Here is a 17,600-nt window from a genome sequence, read left to right as displayed (position 1 = left end):
AATTGATATTACTTCATTCCGATATCAACAAAACCGATAGCCGGATGACCCTTGATCTTTCAGTCCTCAGAAACTTCGCAGTGGTCGCCCGATCCGGCTCCATAAGCGTGGCATCCCAGCAGGTGGGACGCACGCAATCGGCATTGAGCATGCAGATGCAGCGCCTTGAGGACACGATCGGACAGACCCTGCTCCATAGGAGCGGATCCGGTGTCCGCCTGACGTCCGCGGGCGAAAAGCTGCTTGTGCATGCAGAAGCGCTTCTCGCCCAGCATGACGAGTTGCTGGCCAATATGAGCGGGGCCACCCTGCAGGGCTCCGTCAGTCTGGGCTGTCCGGAAGACTACTCTATCGCTTTCCTTCCCTCCATCCTGAGGGGCTTTTTCGAACGGCACCCGGACGTCGAACTGCGAATGGTATGCGCGCCGACAACCGAACTGAGGCCAATGCTGAGAAGAAGGCAGATCGATCTTGGGATCATCTCGCTTTCGGAATTGGCCAGTCCGGAGATCATCAGGCGAGAGGATTTCGTGTGGGTAGCGAATTCGTCCAGGCCAGCCATCCTGGATCGTCCCATCCTGCCGCTTGCCCTTTCCGCACCCGCCACGCTCGACTACCGCGCGGCTTGCGACGTGATGGAGGGGTCAAGCCGCCGGTACCGAGTCGCCTTTGCAAGCAACAGTCTCGCGGGGCTGACAGCGATCGCGCGCTCAGGTCACGCTATCAGCGTCTTTACTCGGACTGCGGTTCCGCCGGACCTCTTTGTCGTTACGGACGGACTGCCGGCGCTTCCTACGATAGGTCTGGCCGTGGAGTTCGGAGAGAGCCGGCCTTCGGTGATTGCGAAGGCGCTTGCCGAGCATATACGCTCGACCCTTCCTGGCCTGTAGAAATTGGGGCCTCCATAAGACCGAGACCGGACGGAGCCAGTTCGTCATTCGCTGAGCCGATCAACGGGGCCGCGGGGTAATCGGATCGCAGAACGGCAAGGTGCTGGCACGGCGGATCGCCTGCGCGAGCCGGTCATTGGTTTCCTCGACGGTTGGGATCTGTCCATATTTTACCGCTGCCCGGCTGATCGTCTCGTCTATGACCCTCATGCCGGCGGCAACGGTGGCGGCGCATAGGCGGACCTCAAAGTCTGTCGGCGACATTTCCAGCCTGAAAGCAATCACACGCGCCATAGCGATCTCCGTCATGCGCGTCGCCATGAAGTAAGGCTCCAGCAATGCGGGCTCTTCATCGAGCCGCGAGATGAGGTGAACGACGAGCTTGCCGTCTTCGATTTCCTTAGGGTCAATTTTGCTGAAGTCGTACGCGATCTCCAGAAAGCGCTCGACCGACATATCGAGCGGCCATCTTGCAAGCTTTTCGGCAAAGCGCTGCGACGTCAGCGCAAACAAAGGCTCGATGCAGCTCTCCTTGGTGCGGAAGTAACGCCAGAGCGTCCGCCTTGAGATGCCGGCCGCCTCGGCGATCTCATCGCCGCTGGTCTCAGCAACGCCTTTTTCGAGGAACAGGCGCGCGGCGCATCGTGCAACGTTGATATGCGCGTCCTCCGCCACCGTCCTGCTCATCGTTTCCTCTCAGTCGTCAGACTTCATCCTTATATGGCAATGCGTGCCACAAGAGAAGCAGCTCCGCGGGCATGGTCAAAAGGTTTCGGGCTTGTGGCAGCCTTGATAATGACACTAAGTGCCATTATCTGATTTGCGACCGGTGAGGCTTTTGCCATTTATCGAGAGGAACGCCGATGAAGAAATCTACCGCCATCGCGGTCTCGCTGTTCATGCAGATCAACAGCGTATCCGCTCAGACCTTGGAGAGTGACGTGTCAGAGATCCAATATCCAAAAACCGAACGTGTCGATGTAACGGAGAAGCGTTTCGGGGTGACCGTCGCCGATCCCTATCGATGGTTGGAAGACACGCAGGGCAAGGGCGGGGCCGTCGGCGCATGGGTCGAAGCCCAGAACAAGGTCACGCGGCGGTATCTCGACGCGCTTCCCGGCCGCGATATTCTGAAACAGCGGATGAAGGCCCTGTTCGATTACGAGCGCTACACGGTTCCCCGTAAGCGTAGCGACAACTACTTCTTCACATTCAATAAGGGGCTTGAGAACCAGCCCGCTTTGTATGTGCGCGACGGCGCTCTGGGACAGGCTCGTCTGCTGATCGACCCCAATACATGGTCTGACGACAATGCCGATGCGATTGGCGAGTGGAGCGTCTCCGACGACGGCCGTCATTTGGCGTTCAGTGTCCAGAAGGGCGGTACAGACTGGCGGACCATACGTGTGATCGACGTCGAGAGCGGTAACGAGCTTCAGGATGTACTCGAATGGGCGCGGTTCTCGAATATCAGCTGGGCTCCGGATAATTCGGGCTTCTTTTATTCGCGCATGCCGGAACCAGCTCAAGGTGCGTCCGGCGCAGCGATTGCTAACCACGCTGTCTATTTCCATAGGCTGGGCACTCCCCAGGCTGAGGATCGGCTGATCTATTCCACGCCCGATCAACCGGGCCTGCTGCATGTTGCCAACCGCGCTGAAGCTGGCCGCTATCTCGCCATCTCCTCGACTCCGGGCACGAATGAAAATGCACTCACGATCGTCGATCTGGCCGCCGGAGACTGGAGACCCCGGAAGATCGTGCCGCAAATGGAGGCCGAATGGTCCGTCATCGGCAATGACGGAAGCAGGGTTTTTCTCATCACTACCGCAGGTGCGGAGCGCCGGCGGGTTGTCTCACTCGACCTAGCCGAGGCTGATCCGCATGTAGTTGAGATCGTTGCCGAAGATGCCGACAACGCGGTTCTCAACGATGCTGCGGTGATGGGCAACACGCTCTTCATTGCCTATCTCGTCGATGCCAAGACGGAAATCCGCCGTTTCAGCATGAGTGGCACGCCCGAAGGTATGATCACATTGCCGGGTATTGGGACGGCGGGCGGGTTTCAGGGACGTCCGGGCGCCAGCGAAGCGTTCTTCAGCTTTACGGCGTTCGATGCGCCGACCGCTGTCTATCGGTACGATACGGAGACCAATGCGGTGAAGCCTTGGGCGGAGCCGAAGGCTTCCATCAAACCGGACGACATCGTTGTCGAACAACGGTTCTACCGCTCGAAGGACTGGACGGAGGTGCCGATCTTTATCGTGCGCCGCAAGGACGTAACCATCGCTGCCCCGACATTGCTATATGGCTACGGCGGCTTCGGAATTCCTCAAGTTCCCTACTACAACCCGATCCACCTCGCTTGGGTGGAGCAGGGCGGGGTATTGGCAATCGCCGGCATTCGGGGTGGCGGAGAGTATGGGCGAGCCTGGCACCGCGCCGGACAGCTTGAGAAAAAGCAGAATTCCTTCGATGACTTCATTGCGGCCGGGGAGTTCCTTAAGAAGAGCGGCATCGCCTCATCGGATGGTCTCGCGATCCAGGGCGAATCCAACGGAGGCCTTCTCGTCGCAGCGGTGACGAACCAACGGCCTGATCTGTTCGACGTGGCCTTGCCTGGCGTCGGTGTCATGGACATGCTGCGCTTCAACAAGTTCACGGCCGGCGGGTTCTGGATCAACGAATTCGGCGACCCCTCACAAGAGCAGCCCTTCCGCAATCTTCTGAGCTACTCGCCCTACCATACGATCAAGCAGGGGGAAGACTATCCGGCCATATTGGCGACGACAGCGGACGCCGACGATCGCGTCGTGCCGGCCCACACCTACAAATACATCGCCGCGCTGCAGGCTGCCGAGCTCGGATCGAAGCCTCGACTGGTCCGCATCGAAACGCGCGCCGGGCACGGCGCAGGCATGCCGCTCGACAAGGTCATCGCCCAGCATGCCGACATGTGGGCTTTCGCCGCCCGCTGGACGGGCCTCGAAATCAAGCATGTGAAGCAAACACCCTCAATTGGAGAATGACGAAATGACAATGCTTAATTCGACAACCAGATCTTTGGCATCCGTCTGCGGCGGTGGGCTGATGTTGCTGGCAATGACAGGCTGCTCGGTGGCCGACGATCGCTACAGCGACAGCCGTCGCTGCGCCAATTATCGCGATTACAGTGACTGCATGTCGGTACAGCGGCACTATCGCGACCGCGAGGAGCTCATCAATCAAGAAAAGGCGCTGATCAATGCGGCGCAAGCCAGAGAGAACCTGCGCATGCTCCGGGAAATCAGACGTCGGCGCGGCGAGCATTGACGTGCACGATCGCCGAACAGGCTAGGGCGCTCCGGCTGCAAGACCGGGCGGGTCCTCTCAGTGAGTGAAGTGGTCTTGTTTCATCTGTCGCGAGCCTCGGCCCAGTGCGGATAGGTCACAAAGGCCGTCGTTGCACCCTCGCCCTCTGTCGTGATGGTGACGGATTGGCCCTTAGGCATGTAAATGATGTCGCCGGGTCCCGCGGTGACCGCGCCATCACTGGTGGACACGGACAATCGTCCCTCGAGGACGATCATGGTGTCGTCGACCGCCATCGTTTCGGTCAGCGACTGACCGGGAGCGTATCGGCCATAGCCGATCGAGACCGGGCCACCGTTTCTCTCGTCGACCAGGTTTCCAACATAGATGTCGGCATCCTGTCCCGGCGATTTGACGAGTTCCGCATCCGAAATGCTGAACTTTTGGACCTTCATCTAAGACCTCCCGTGTTTCAACTGAGATAGTGCAAGATCCAGTGACGCCAACCATGATGCCAAGGAGAAAGATATGACTGAGAACACCTGCTCCGCGCCAACGCCCGAACAGCGGAGGTACCTTGAGATCCGCAACGCGGCGGAGCGTTCGATGCTAGACAAGGTCTTCAGGGCGATCGACGTCGCGGCTACCGAGGTCGCAGACGGTTTCATGGAGGCCGGTCTGGAATTCGAGCCGAACAGCAGGGAGTATTTCATGTTCACGGTTCAGCAGGTGACGTTCGTCCGCCTATGCGGCGGCGACCCGGATACGCTAAAGGGTGGCGATCCCGAACTCGGTCAGCGGATTGTCAACAATGGCCAGCATATCATCGACAGTTATTGGCGAGACAGCGGAGGTTCTGAGTAAACCGGCGCGGGATGCCGTTACATCGCTCCCCGCTTGAGCAGGACTGGACGGCCGCTGGCGCGGCTTTTTAGGAAAGCGACAAGCGCTCGCAGCGCCGCCGATTGATGACGGCGGCTTGGGAAATAGAGGTACAGCGCTTCCATCGGGGAGGACCATGAAGGCAGAACGCGCGACAGAACTCCGCGATCGATATGGTCTTTTACCATTGCGCTCGGGACGCTGACGATCCCAAGGCCTCGGACGGCAAGGTCTATTTGGGAGGTGAGGTCGTGAACGACAGTCACTTCAGACGGCGAGATTTGAACCCTGTCGTCGGCCGATACCAGCGTCCATGGAATGATTGATCCGGTGATCTGGCTACGGCAGACAATCGTCCGGTGGTTCAGCAAGTCACTCGGGCTCTCGGGCGCATGCCGCTTCGCCAGATAGGCAGGCGCCGCAACCAGGATCGCAGTCGAGGGAGGTGCGATCTGGACGGCAACCATGTCCTTCTCAAGGTGGTTGCCGAAGCGCAGACCGGCGTCGTAGCCCTGCTTGACGATGTCCACCAGGCGCGCTTCGACAGCAATTTCCAGTTCAACATCGGGGAAGGTCTCCTTGAAGTCGATCAACGTGTCGGCGATGATCAGATCGAAGGCTGCCCGCGGCATAGTAAGACGAAGGGGGCCGGCAGGACGGCCAGCTCGGCCAGTCGCGTCCTCCGCAGCCTGCCTGAGTTGTTCTACCGCTGGAGCGGCCGCAATCAGGTAGTCATTGCCGACGTCTGTCAAACTGACGCTGCGGGTGGAACGTCGAAAGAGAGGCGTCCCGAGGCGCTCCTCAAGCGTTCGGATCGCCTGACTAACCGCCGATGGCGAAATACCCAGGCGCCTGGCCGCCTCCGAGAAGCTGCCTGCTTCCGCCACCGCGACGAACATGGCCACGCCGTCAAGGGTATCCGTGTAACGCAAAGCTCGACCTTGAAGATTTACTTAAAGCCTCATGCAGGATTGCCGCGCTTATCGGAGGTACCTGTAATCCTATTTGTGGGGCATGTGCAAGGAGAGGACCATGAACTTGACAATATCACGAACGTCCCATGCCGGCGGACCTCTACTCAATCGAAGGGCAATCCTCTTACGACTGGGAGCGGCAGCCGCCTTGCCGCCGGGAGCGTGGGCAGCATCTTCTGCCGCCCTTGCCTCGCGGACGTTTAGCAGTCCCCGACATACAACCCACTATCTCGAATGCGGGCCACCCGATGGACCATTGATGATCTTCCTCCACGGCTGGCCGGAGCTTAGCCTCATCTGGCGCGCGCAGCTGGAGGCCTTCGCGTCCGACGGCTGGCGGTGCATCGCGCCCGACATGCGAGGATATGGCGGCTCGTCAGCACCGGCCGCTATCGACGCTTATGCGAATGAACACGTGGTCAGGGACATGGCGGAATTGCATGACCATCTCGGCGGCCAGCCTGCGATATGGGTCGGCCATGATTGGGGCAGCGTCATTGCCGGTTCGCTGGTTGCTCACGAGCCCGCCCGCAGTCGTGGCGTTGTGCTGATCTCCGTTCCCTATTTTCCCGATGCGAACGCCTTGCCGACGCTCGTTTCTTTGATTGACCGGACGATCTACCCCGCCGATGAGTATCCGGACGGGCAGTGGGACTATTACCGCTACTACACCACGCACTTCGAGGCCGCGGTCTCGGATCTTGACGCGGACAAGGCTGCATCACTGGCATCGATCTACCGCTCTGGCGATCCGACAACCATGGGCAAGCCTTCAGCCAATGCGCTGGTCACCCGCAAGGGAGGCCGCTTTGGCGAGGCGCATCGCGCGCCGCCAACCCAGCCCGATCCGGCACTTTGGCCAGCGGCGGACTTCGCCGCTCTGGTGGGCGCCTTCGAAACCCATGGCTTTCGCCCGCCATGCGCGTGGTATCTGAACGACGCGGCCAATATCGCTTATGCCAGGCGCGCCCCTAACGGTGGTCGGATTTCGCTGCCCGTGCTGTTCGTGAATGGCGAGTACGACCAGATCAACACCATCAACGGCAATCGCTACGGCGAGCCGATGCGCACGGCCTGTGCCGACTTGACGACGGTGAACCTGCTCGGAGCGCACTGGCTGCCGCTGGAGCGGAAGGCGGAACTTGTTCAGGCAATCCGAACGTGGCTGCAGGCCAAGAACCTGTCAGCAGCGCGACTGTAAAGGTGCAGACGTGAACCTACCGAAGCATCAAGCAAGTGGTCCGAACGCGCGCCGCGGGTGGGCGCAGAGCCGCGTGCTCGTCATCTTCGCGGTGCGTTACCAATGGTTCTACAACGGTGCCAACTTTGTCGCCTTCAAGGTCGGCGGTGACGCAGTTTATCCGCTTCTTCTCGCTAGCATGCGGTTTGCGATTGCCGCGCTCATCATCCTGCCGTTCGGACTGTGGCGCCTGTATCGGCGCCCAGCCAACCTTTCGGAACTGGCGAATGCGGCGGGCTGGGCGCGTGCAGCAGAGTGCCGAACCCGCATAATTTGAGGGGTTTAAATGTCGGGACGTCGTGGCCACGAGTTCGATTCCGCTCAAGAGACAAAAGCCACACACGAGCCGACGTGGTAGTCCGGCTCGTCATCTCAAAACAGCTTTATCCCGCCCATATCGAAATCCTCCTCGCGGTAGGGAAAGCGATAAAACCCATGAAACTGCGTCGCCAGGAACGTCACGAATGCCTTGATCTGCGGGTTGGAAAACCGATGGGCATGATAGTAGATGCCGACCGAAACCGCATCGGAACTCCACTCTGGCAGGACGGGAGCCAAAATCCCGGCGCGAACCTCCTCAATCGTGAACCATTCGGGGAAAAAGCCGATCCCCATGCCCTGGATCACAGACAGCTTCGCCAGCCAGTTGTCGTTGGTCGATGTTCTTCCATTGGGATGGATGATAACGCGCTCGTGCTCGCTGGCGATCGACCAGGCCCCTGTTCCGCCGGCGGCACGGTTCTCAATCAGCGGATGATGGCGCAACTCATCAATGTTCGCTGGAATGCCATTTTGACTGATATAGTCCGGTGAGGCGTAGAGACAGCTGACATAACGGGCGATTCGACGGTGGATGAGGTTTTTTGCTTCGTCTTCCGGGGGCGGACCGGCGAAGATAATGCAATCGAGGCCAGCGTCGCGATGAAACAGGTCCACCTTGTTGAGCACGGCAAGGTCGAATGAGACTTCGTCGTTGCGGCGGAGATATTGAAGACACATCGGTGCCATGAGGTTCGTGCCCAATTCGTCCGTCGTTCCAACGCGCAGTTTCAAGGTGCTGCCGAGGCGTTTCGTCCGCACCGCGTCTTCAGCGCGCTCGCAGGCGCGAACGACATCCCGAGCGTGGCTGAGGAACCCGTGACCTTCTTCGGTCAAGATCAGCCGGCTTCCTCTTCGCTCGAACAACGCCGCTCCCAACTCGACTTCCAGACGCCTCAGACCATGGCTCAGGCTGCTCTTGGGTATGCCATGTTTGCGTGCTGCGTCGGAAAGCGAGCCGCTGGCTGCAATACGTTCGAAGGCACGGATGTCATCCAGTTGCATCATATCACTCGTTCAAAATCTTGGACGACAGTTTGCATCTCAAAGGGCTGACAGCAGGTCAAGCATCAATAAGATCGGAGACCATGCCGCCGCCGAGCGCGGCCAAATTTGAAAGCCACCCAAGGCCAGGCGACAGGGGAAATCCGAATGAACAGTCACCGCATGCGATCCTTCTCCCTCCAGCTCGTAACGGCTCTTGCGCTCGGACTGTCTGTTGCGACAGTTCACGCCCAGACCGCGCCCGCCAAATTCATCCTCGACCAGGATTTCGCCGGACCCGGAGGATCCGACCTGCAGCCCATTCTTTTCTTTCTCGACAATCCGAAGGCGGAACTCCTCGGATTGACGGCCGTCACGGGGGATGAATGGATGCCGAAGGGGGTTGCCCAGACGCTTCGGTTTCTGGAGATCGCGCAGCATCCGCAAATCCCTGTCTACAAAGGCGCGCTGATGCCGCTGATCAATACGCCTGCTCGTCTGAGTGCCTGGGAAGCGCAATACGGGAAGCTGAGCTGGAAGGGCGCGTGGAACAAGTCGGAGACCGATGGGACCAGGCCGGATTTCGATCCGATGAAGGTGCCGGATCTCCAGGAAGGCATGCCGACGACCAAACCTCAAACACAATCGGCTGTCGATTTCATGATCGAGCAGGTTCATAAGAACCCTGGTCAGATCACGATCGTCGCCGCCGGGCCACTGACCAACATTGCGCTGGCCGTCAGAACCGACCCTCAATTTGCATCGCTTGTAAAAACCTTGCTGGTTACCGGGGCGCCGAAAGCGACTTTCGATCCAGCGTCAGGTAAGGTCCTGTCAGCCGATGCGTTCAATTCGATCTTCGATCCGGAGGCTGCCCATATCGTCATGACCGCAGGGTTCCCATCGATTGTGGCGACCGGCCTGGTGACTGATGCGGTCTCTGTCGATGAGGCGCTGATCAAGGAGATGAGGGCAAAATCCCCGGCCTTGACAGATTATCTCGTGAAGAATGCCTGGAAAGACCTGCCTATGTGGGACGAGATCACCACGGCGATTGCGATCGATCCAACGCTTGCCACGAAAACCACGGAGGTCCTGGCGGACGTCGATATCGGCGAGGGGCGCCAGCGCGGCCAGTTCATCGTCTTCGACGACAAGTCCGCACCCGCGAAGGTCGGCAAGATCACCGTCGTTCTCGATATCGACCGTACGCGGTTTCGAAAGATGTTTCTCGATGCGGTGGCGCGTTAGATCCAGATATGGATGTCATGAGATCTAGCGGCCGCGATCGTCCATTCTGGCACTTAGCGGCGGCTGCTATTCATCATCGAGCTTCGAAACGAGTTGATGTGGGTTCTGATCGCCTCTGCGGCCGCATCCGCCGATCTCTCGTTCATCGCCTTGAGAACCGCTTCATGCTCTTCGGCGATCTCCTGTAGGTGCCCCTCATTTTCAAACGAAAGGGCCCAGAACCGCTGCGCGCGGCCATGGACGACTTTCAATATGTCGATCAAAATCGGATTGCGTGATGCAGACGCTATGGCTTCATGGAAGCTGCGATCGAGCTCCATGATCTTCCGGATGTCCCGCTTGTCCATGACATCGCGGAAGGAACAGCAGATCCTTTCGATCTCGGCCAGTTCTTCGGCAGTGATGCGTTCGGTTGCGAGCCGCACGCAGAGGACCTCGTTTGCGAGGCGGACTTCGATCAGATCCATGGCATCGTCAATCGACAGCGGAGCGACGATCACGCCCTTTCGTGGCAGGATCTGGATCAGTCGCTCCATCTCCAGGCGATGGAGCGCGTGATTGATCGGTGTTCTTCCAAGCTTGAGCTCATCGATGAGCGTGGCGGTGTTGAGGTATTCACCGGGGCGATAGGAAAGGTCGATCAACTTGTCGCGCAGCGTGATGTAAGCGAGGTCGTTCTGCGACAGCGCATCTTTTGTCGGCCTCTCGACACTCCGCTTATCCATTAACACACATCCTCCCTGAGCATTCCTGCATTCTAGCGAAGCCAAAATTGAAATGCCAGAAACATTTATGTAGACAGGCAGTGAAATTTCACTGTAGCTTTAGGACGAGAGCAAATGTGTCGCCATCATCGTCTTAGGGAAGCACCCAAATGCATGCCGAGTTTGAGATTGCCGGTAGAACCGACGCGGATCGCCTGACCGTCGAGATTTCCAACCTTATCGTTGCCGGCTGGGCCGGTAGGGATCGTGCCGCGGTCGAGCATCACATCCGGGAACTTGCCGAGCTTGGCGTTGCCCCGCCGAACAGCGTGCCTCTCTATTACCGGGTCGGCGAAAACAACCTGACGCAGAATGCGCATGTCCAGGTGCTCGGTGAAGCCTCGTCGGGGGAAGTGGAGTGCTTCATTTTCGCCTCTGGCGGCAACCTCTATGTCACCGTTGCCTCTGACCACACCGACCGTGACCTCGAAGCCTTCGGCGTCGCTCAATCCAAGCAGATCTGCCCCAAGCCTGTTGCTTCGATCGCGTGGCGGTTTGACGACGTGGTCGATCACTGGGATGAGCTCGTCATGCGCTCCTGGATCGAGGAGGGCGGCCGCCGGACGCTCTATCAGGAGGGAGCGCTTTCGACTTTGCTGGCGCCGCGCGAACTCATCAACAAATTCGATCCGTCCTCGACACTTCCGTCTCTGCCGGACGGTATGGGAATGATCTGTGGCACCGTGCCCGTCATTGGAGGGATCCGGCCTGCGTCCGCCTTCGAGATGGAGCTTTACGATCCCAAACGGGAGCGCTCGATCACCCATCGGTACACAGTTCAGTCCCTTCCGCTCGTCGCTTGAGAGGATGCCCCCATGACCGATGCAGCATCCTCAAGTCTCCCATCCAGCAGTCGACTGAAAGCCATCCTGGCGAAGGTCGACGGGTCCCCTTCCGACTATCGCGATGTTTTTACCCGTCTTTACGCCGCATCCGCCGCAGATGAGGCGGAAGCGTCCGACAAGCGGCGTGCTGCAGGGCGTGCTCCCGGTCCCCTTGATGGACGTATCGTGTCCATCAAGGACCTCTTCGATGTCGAGGGAGAGGTGACGCTTGCCGGTGGATTGCCCGGAGAAGGCGACAAGCCAGCGGTGGAAGACGCCGACGTTGTTTCTGTCCTGCGCAAGTGCGGGACTGTGATCGTCGGTAAAACGAACATGACGGAATATGCCTTTTCTGGCCTCGGTCTCAACCCTCATTACGGTACGCCGGCGAATTCGGGGGACCCGCGCCGCATCCCAGGCGGCTCCTCATCTGGGGCTGCTATATCAGTGGCGCTGGATCTCGCTGATCTGGCCATTGGATCGGATACCGGCGGTTCCGTCCGCATTCCCGCGGCTCTGAACGGGCTCGTGGGGTTCAAGCCCAGCCAGAACCGGATCTCACGGCGAGGTGTTTTCCCCCTGTCGTTCACATTGGACTGCGTCGGCTTCATTGCCAAGGATTTGCCTATAATCGCCGCGGCTTACGACGTGCTTGCTACCGACGACAGGTCGTCGATCGCGCCAGCCGAGACCATCCGCTGTGGCGTACCCCGCGGCTTTCTGTTTTCCGGGATGGAAGTTCACGTCGGTCACGCGTTCGCCAAAGCGCTCCACGGCTTGCAACAACAGGGCCATGTCGTCATCGATGTCGATCTCGACGGGATCCTGGCGAAACCATTCGAACTGCAGTCCAAGGGAACGCTTGTCGGAGCGGAGGCAGCCTATATCCATGCCGAGCGCATGGGCGATCCATCCCGGTTCGATCCTTTTGTTCTGTCTCGTCTCAGAAAGGGGCAGGCGCTGGATGCCGCGACCTATGTCGGGATCCTACAGCAGCGCGCAGCACTCATGCCGCGCCTCGACGCAGCGATGACCGAGCTTGACATCCTGATCATGCCAACGGTTCCCGTTGTCGCGCCGCTCTTCTCGGAGCTTGAGGGCGAGGGCGCGATGGATCGGGCGAACGCGCTGCTTCTGCGCAATCCCTCTGTATTCAACTTCTTCGACCTGCCGGCGATATCCTTGCCGATCGAGACCGGTGACGGCGCGTGTGCCGTCGGCTGCATGATCGTTGGAAGGCGCGGCGAAGACCGCAGGCTGATATCGATCGCCGAAGCATTCCGCTCTGAAGTCAAATATCTCGCGAGGTAGCCATGGCCAAAACGCTCGACATCCCGATCCAGGCCGCTACGGAAGACATCGTTCGACCGTATGGAACGCTCCTCGGCAAACCTTTTGCCGGTCCCGCCAGCAATGCCTATGGCAGTCCGGGATCGGACTTCTGGAGCGAACATATCTTCTCGCCCGGTCAGGACGGGAAGACCGAGATCCTTTGGGTCGCCTATCGGAACAATGATCCCGTCGTCACCAGCCTTGAGGCCCATCTGCTCACCGAGCAGGCTGTCGTGCCGCTCGACGGAGAGATCGTCCAAGTGCTGGCGCTGACCGGCACTGATGGACTGCCAGACCTTTCCACGCTTTCGGCCTTCCGGTTCGGACCTGGCATGGGTGTCTGTATGAACTCGCGTACCTGGCATGCCACCCGCAGTGCATCTGCAACCTGCCTGATGCTGACGAGACAGTCGACGACGCTCGATCTCGTACAGCATCTCGTGCAGGGCGACAAGCCGGTGGAGTCAGCAATCCAGGCCATCTCGCCCATTCGCCTGTTGCTCGATGAGCCAGGCGACAAACCGCTCTGACCTCGGTCGGCCGGAGCACATTCTACCAACAGTAAAAAAGGGGAACCACAATGTCTTTCATGAACCGCATCACAAAACCTGCGACGCGCGTCGCCTGCATCGCACTCCTCCCAGCCGCAATGGCCGCGACCATGAACCTCTCTGCCCAGGCCAAAGATTTGCCGACGCTGAAGGTTGCCTCCGATCCGAGCTTCAAGCCGTTTGCCTATATGGATACCGAGACCAACAAGTTGGCAGGATTCGATATCGAGTTGATGCAGGCGATCGGCGAGAAGGCAGGCTTCCAGGTTGAGAGCGTGCCGCTTGATTTTGCCGGCATCATTCCCGCGCTTCAGAGCAGCAACGTCGATGCGGGGGCTTCGAGCATCACGATCACCGATGCCCGCAAGAAAGTGATCGACTTCTCCAATCCGTACTACGACTCTGGTCTCCAGCTTCTCGTGAAGGAAAATTCGAAAAGCGCCGCGATCGAGGATTTCAAAGGCAAGACGATCGGCGCCTTGACCGGTTCCACTGGTTACAGCTTCGTTCAGAAGAGCCTCGGCACGGACGTCAATCTGGTGCCTTATCCGGCCTATGCTACGGCCATCCTGTCGCTGACCTCCGGCGACACGGATGCGGTGATCGGCGATCAGCCTGTGCTGGCCTACTATGCTGCGACCACCGGCAAGGGGAAGGCAAAGGTTGTCGGACCGGTCTATCAGGGCGAGCAGTTTGGCATTGCCTTCCCAAAGGGCGGTAAGTGGCGTGATGCTGCTGACAAGGGCCTTGCCGCGATCAAGGCTGACGGCACCTATGCCCGCATCTACAGCAAGTGGTTCGGCACGGCACCAGCCAGCAACTGAGTGAATGGCGGGGTGGCGATCACCCCGCCTGTTCTTGCCTCTGTTCATGGACGGTGTGGATATGACCTTCGAATTCGACTGGCATGCGGCCTGGGCGAGCGTTCCAGCGCTCATCACCGGCTTGCCAATGACGCTGCTGATTTCCTTTGCCGGCGTAGTAATCGGGATGGCGCTCGGCGTCGCACTCGGTCTCCTGAGGCTTGCTCCCTATCGTGCGGTGCGCCTGCTGACGATCTGTTATGTCGAGATCTTCCGGGGCACGCCGGTTCTGGTGCAGGTGCTCTTCATTTTCTACGGCCTGCCCGCCATCATCGGCCATCCACTGGCGCCGCTGACGGCGGCGATCACGGCGATCGCTCTCAATTCCGGCGCTTACATCTCCGAGGTCGTTCGCGGTGGTATCCGCTCCATCGACATTGGCCAGCGCGAAGCAGGATATTCCCTCGGCCTAGGCCCTGTGCAGACCTTCACGTCCATCATCTGGCCGCAGACGCTGCGCCGTATCGCGCCGGCTCTCGGCAACCAGATCATCACCAGCGTCAAGGACACGTCACTGTTTTCCGTAATCGGGATCGGCGAGCTCGTGAGGCAGGGGCAGATTTATATAGCGGCGACCTTTAACGCGCTTGAGGTCTATCTGATGATCGGCCTGTTCTATCTGATCATCACCCTTGCCTTGTCGGCGGTCATTCATCTCTTCGAGGCCAGCCAGATGGCTTCGCTCCAGGGGGCACGTTGATGTCTGAAAAACCAATCGTTCAGATTACCGGCCTGCACAAGCACTACGGCCCCGTCCATGTTTTAGATGGGATCGATCTCTCCGTGGATGTCGGCGAGGTCGTCGTCATCCTGGGCGCCAGTGGCTCCGGTAAATCGACTCTCATTCGCTGTATCAACGGCCTTGAGACCTATACGTCGGGGCAGTTGAATGTCGATGGACGCGAACTTCTGCCGCTGCATAACAAGCTTCGGCACCTGAAGGCGGTGCGCGAGGAAGTCGGCATGGTGTTTCAGCAGTTCAATCTGTTTCCGCACCTCTCTGTCCTGGAGAACGTCGCTCTCGCGCCTCGCAAGGTTCGGGGCAGGACAGCCAGAGAGGCCGAAACAATTGCAATGAAGCTTCTGGAACGCGTCCACATCGCCGAACACGCCAGAAAATATCCAAGCCAATTGTCGGGCGGTCAGCAGCAGCGCGTGGCGATCGCCCGTTCGTTGGCAATGGAGCCGAAGGTGCTGCTTTTTGACGAACCGACGAGTGCGCTCGATCCGGAAATGGTGGGCGAAGTTCTCGACGTTATGCGGGAGCTGGCTGGCAGCGGCATGACGATGCTTGTCGTCACCCACGAGATGGGCTTTGCACGTGAAGTCGCTGACCGGGTCGTGTTGATCCATCGCGGAAAGATTCTGGAGGAGGGACCGCCGGATCAGATATTCGATCATCCAAAGCACGAGCGAACACGAACTTTCCTTCGGTCAAACACTTCTCGGGATCGGATGCCGCCGAACATCGTTTGAGTTGAATCAGTCGGGCCGAATGCGATCTGATAGGAAAATACCGGTCGGTGGTTGGAGTCTGTTCGGGAGCGTAGGCGCAGGACGACGGAACAAAAATATCCTGCGCCTGAAGGTTCATTCTGCTGATTGAAAATCGGTCGATACTGTGACGGCGCGCCATTCGTTCAGGATCGCAGCGTCCTTTCGATGCTTCTCCTCGATCGCAGCGACGGTATCGCTGCCGAGTGGTAGCCGAACCGGCGGATTGGGTGTGTTCGCGAACGCCACAAGAACCTCCGCAAGCTTGTTCGGGTCGCCGGGCTGATTGTGACTTAGATCTGCGGCGACTGTACGAACCCTGCCGGCCGTCTCGGCGTAGTCCGAGATGATGACCGGGCTGGTCGATAGCGACGAGGCGTCGAGGAAGTCTGTACGGAAGTAGCCGGGTTCGATGACGGTGACATGGATGCCAAGCGGCGCAAGCTCGTCATGCAAGGCCTCGCTCAGTCCCTCGACAGCGAACTTCGTTGAAGAGTACACACCAAAGCCGGCAGCGCCGCGATACCCGCCGATGGAGGAGATGTTGAGGACACGTCCAGAGCGCTGCCGGCGCATGTGCGGCAGCACGGACCGCGTGACCTTCAGCAGGCCGAAGACATTGGTGCGATAGACGGCCTCGACCTCCGCAGCCGTCGCCTCCTCGACCGCTCCCATCAGGCCAAAGCCAGCATTGTTGAGGAGGACGTCGATGCGGCCGAAGCGATTGATCGCGGCCTGCGCGGCTGCGACAGCCTGCGCCTCATTCGTGACGTCGAGCGCAACCGTCAGAAGGTTCGGATGCTCGCCGATGCGATCGGTGACAGCCTTCGGGTTGCGGGCGGTGGCGACGACAGCGTCTCCTTGTTCGAGAGCCCTGCGGGCGACGAGGGCGCCAAAGCCGCGCGACGCGCCGGTGATGAACCAGACTTTCATGAGGGGAATCCTTTCTTTCATTGCAGATGCCATGCCTTTAGGCACGTGCGTTGACGGGAGTGGCGAAGGTGAGCTCCATGTCGCGAGCCAGCAGAACGGGGAATTGGTCGAGCACGGCCTTGGTGTAGGGCTGGGTGAAGTGGGCATCGAGGTCGGCCCGGGAGCGCCAGGTCTCGTAAAGCAACCAGAGGTTCGGATCGTCATTGTCCCGGTGCAGCCGGTATTCGATGGCACCCGCTTCGGTGAGCGTCGGCTCGACGAGACCCCGCAGGGCTTCACCAAGTGCTTCGGCCTGATCCGGCTTGGCGGTGAGACGAGCAACAAGCGTCAATCGGTCCGGATCGGATACGGGCGTCGGGTAGATTGTCTCCCAATGCTCGGCCTGGCCGGTCGCCTGTCTCCACAGGATCTCAGCAACATCCACCGCTTCCTGCGACCCGGGATCGACCAGCGTCGCCACTGTCGCGATCCGGATGCGGATTCCGCGCTCGGCGAGCGGGGCGGCCAAGCCCTCGACGAGATTACGAAGCGCCGCTTTGCCGGCACCCAGGCTTGCATAGGCGGGGTGGGGGGCGGTGGCGAGGCCGCCGCCCGTCACGAGGATTGTGCCGCCGGCTTCGCCAAACCGTTCAACAGCCGCACGGATGGTATGAAGGCCGGCTGCGACGTTGATGGCGAGATCGCTCACGACCTCATCGTCGCCCATGCCGAACAGATCCTGCTGCCGCACGACGGCGGCATTGAAATGCACGACGGTCAATCCGCCTGAGATACTTTCGGCTTCGGCGAGGGCGTCACGGATGTCTTGAGGTTGCGTGGCATCGGCCGGCAGAGCGAATGCCTTAATGCCTTTCGCCTGCAGTTCTGCCGCCATGGCGGACAGACGGGTGACGCTGCGGGCGATAAGAACGATCGTCCAGCCTTCGCGGCCGAACTTCTCTGCGACGGCCTGACCGATACCGGGACCGGCGCCGACGATGGTCATGGATTTGGACATGGATGTTCCTCC

Annotated in this window: 20 protein-coding genes; 13 read left to right on the top strand and 7 right to left on the bottom strand. The window is 59.6% G+C overall.

What is annotated here, in order from left to right; all coding sequences use genetic code 11:
- The first annotated feature begins 44 nt into the window (after positions 1-44).
- Positions 45-890, top strand: a complete 846-nt coding sequence (locus tag PH558_RS25370; RefSeq protein ID WP_285207253.1) for a LysR substrate-binding domain-containing protein — start codon at positions 45-47, stop codon at positions 888-890.
- A 60-nt stretch (positions 891-950) separates the two neighbouring features.
- On the opposite strand, the gene PH558_RS25365 is transcribed toward PH558_RS25370, so the two are convergent.
- Positions 951-1,577 carry a TetR family transcriptional regulator gene (locus PH558_RS25365; RefSeq protein WP_285207252.1) on the bottom strand — a complete coding sequence of 209 codons (627 nt, stop codon included), beginning with the start codon at positions 1,575-1,577 and terminating at the stop codon, positions 951-953.
- Positions 1,578-1,753: 176 nt separating this feature from the next.
- Between PH558_RS25365 and PH558_RS25360 the strand changes: the two genes are divergently transcribed.
- The gene (locus PH558_RS25360) at positions 1,754-3,919 is read left to right on the top strand and encodes a prolyl oligopeptidase family serine peptidase (protein ID WP_285207251.1); all 2,166 of its coding nucleotides are present in this window, start codon (positions 1,754-1,756) and stop codon (positions 3,917-3,919) included.
- Positions 3,920-3,929: 10 nt separating this feature from the next.
- Positions 3,930-4,202, top strand: a complete 273-nt coding sequence (locus tag PH558_RS25355) for a hypothetical protein (RefSeq protein ID WP_285207250.1) — start codon at positions 3,930-3,932, stop codon at positions 4,200-4,202.
- A gap of 80 nt (positions 4,203-4,282) precedes the next feature.
- Here the strand turns inward: PH558_RS25355 and PH558_RS25350 are convergent, their stop codons facing one another.
- Entirely contained in the window at positions 4,283-4,636 is a 354-nt protein-coding gene (locus tag PH558_RS25350; RefSeq protein ID WP_285207249.1) for a cupin domain-containing protein, read from the bottom strand.
- A gap of 73 nt (positions 4,637-4,709) precedes the next feature.
- Here PH558_RS25350 and PH558_RS25345 point away from each other — a divergent pair, with 73 nt between their 5' ends.
- Positions 4,710-5,045: a hypothetical protein gene (locus tag PH558_RS25345; protein ID WP_285207248.1), complete on the top strand. Its 336-nt coding sequence runs from the start codon at positions 4,710-4,712 to the stop codon at positions 5,043-5,045.
- 17 nt (positions 5,046-5,062) lie between these two features.
- Here PH558_RS25345 and PH558_RS25340 read toward each other — a convergent pair whose 3' ends face one another.
- Positions 5,063-5,995: a LysR family transcriptional regulator gene (locus PH558_RS25340; RefSeq protein WP_285207247.1), complete on the bottom strand. Its 933-nt coding sequence runs from the start codon at positions 5,993-5,995 to the stop codon at positions 5,063-5,065.
- A gap of 301 nt (positions 5,996-6,296) precedes the next feature.
- Between PH558_RS25340 and PH558_RS25335 the strand changes: the two genes are divergently transcribed.
- Positions 6,297-7,238 carry an alpha/beta hydrolase gene (locus PH558_RS25335; RefSeq protein WP_285207246.1) on the top strand — a complete coding sequence of 314 codons (942 nt, stop codon included), beginning with the start codon at positions 6,297-6,299 and terminating at the stop codon, positions 7,236-7,238.
- Between the two features lie 10 nt (positions 7,239-7,248).
- Positions 7,249-7,554: a hypothetical protein gene (locus PH558_RS25330; protein ID WP_285207245.1), complete on the top strand. Its 306-nt coding sequence runs from the start codon at positions 7,249-7,251 to the stop codon at positions 7,552-7,554.
- A gap of 95 nt (positions 7,555-7,649) precedes the next feature.
- On the opposite strand, the gene PH558_RS25325 is transcribed toward PH558_RS25330, so the two are convergent.
- Entirely contained in the window at positions 7,650-8,600 is a 951-nt protein-coding gene (locus PH558_RS25325) for a LysR family transcriptional regulator (RefSeq protein WP_285207243.1), read from the bottom strand.
- A 147-nt stretch (positions 8,601-8,747) separates the two neighbouring features.
- Between PH558_RS25325 and PH558_RS25320 the strand changes: the two genes are divergently transcribed.
- On the top strand, positions 8,748-9,830 hold the full coding sequence (locus PH558_RS25320) for a nucleoside hydrolase (RefSeq protein ID WP_285207242.1): 1,083 nt from the start codon (positions 8,748-8,750) through the stop codon (positions 9,828-9,830).
- Positions 9,831-9,883: 53 nt separating this feature from the next.
- On the opposite strand, the gene PH558_RS25315 is transcribed toward PH558_RS25320, so the two are convergent.
- Positions 9,884-10,555: a GntR family transcriptional regulator gene (locus PH558_RS25315; protein WP_285207241.1), complete on the bottom strand. Its 672-nt coding sequence runs from the start codon at positions 10,553-10,555 to the stop codon at positions 9,884-9,886.
- 149 nt (positions 10,556-10,704) lie between these two features.
- Here PH558_RS25315 and PH558_RS25310 point away from each other — a divergent pair, with 149 nt between their 5' ends.
- From PH558_RS25310 to PH558_RS25285, 6 genes are all read left to right on the top strand, one after another.
- The gene (locus PH558_RS25310) at positions 10,705-11,397 is read left to right on the top strand and encodes a DUF2848 domain-containing protein (protein WP_285207239.1); all 693 of its coding nucleotides are present in this window, start codon (positions 10,705-10,707) and stop codon (positions 11,395-11,397) included.
- Between the two features lie 12 nt (positions 11,398-11,409).
- Positions 11,410-12,729, top strand: coding sequence for an amidase family protein (locus PH558_RS25305; protein ID WP_285207238.1), 1,320 nt, complete (start codon positions 11,410-11,412; stop codon positions 12,727-12,729).
- Between the two features lie 2 nt (positions 12,730-12,731).
- Entirely contained in the window at positions 12,732-13,280 is a 549-nt protein-coding gene (locus PH558_RS25300) for an ureidoglycolate lyase (protein ID WP_285207236.1), read from the top strand.
- A gap of 50 nt (positions 13,281-13,330) precedes the next feature.
- A complete protein-coding gene (locus PH558_RS25295; protein ID WP_285207234.1) occupies positions 13,331-14,125 on the top strand; it encodes a transporter substrate-binding domain-containing protein in 795 nt (264 codons plus the stop codon).
- A 61-nt stretch (positions 14,126-14,186) separates the two neighbouring features.
- Positions 14,187-14,864 (top strand): amino acid ABC transporter permease, encoded by a 678-nt coding sequence (locus PH558_RS25290; protein WP_285207233.1) that lies wholly within the window; start codon positions 14,187-14,189, stop codon positions 14,862-14,864.
- Positions 14,864-15,640: an amino acid ABC transporter ATP-binding protein gene (locus PH558_RS25285; RefSeq protein ID WP_285207232.1), complete on the top strand. Its 777-nt coding sequence runs from the start codon at positions 14,864-14,866 to the stop codon at positions 15,638-15,640. Before PH558_RS25290 ends, PH558_RS25285 begins: the two co-directional genes overlap by 1 nt.
- 114 nt (positions 15,641-15,754) lie before the next feature.
- On the opposite strand, the gene PH558_RS25280 is transcribed toward PH558_RS25285, so the two are convergent.
- A complete protein-coding gene (locus PH558_RS25280; protein ID WP_285207231.1) occupies positions 15,755-16,591 on the bottom strand; it encodes an oxidoreductase in 837 nt (278 codons plus the stop codon).
- Positions 16,592-16,628: 37 nt separating this feature from the next.
- Positions 16,629-17,588: an SDR family NAD(P)-dependent oxidoreductase gene (locus tag PH558_RS25275; protein ID WP_285207230.1), complete on the bottom strand. Its 960-nt coding sequence runs from the start codon at positions 17,586-17,588 to the stop codon at positions 16,629-16,631.
- Between the last annotated feature and the right edge of the window lie 12 nt (positions 17,589-17,600).

The organism is Rhizobium pantanalense (assembly GCF_030182525.1).
Taxonomy (GTDB): Bacteria; Pseudomonadota; Alphaproteobacteria; order Rhizobiales; family Rhizobiaceae; genus Rhizobium.
This window is presented reverse-complemented; position numbering and strand designations above follow the sequence as displayed.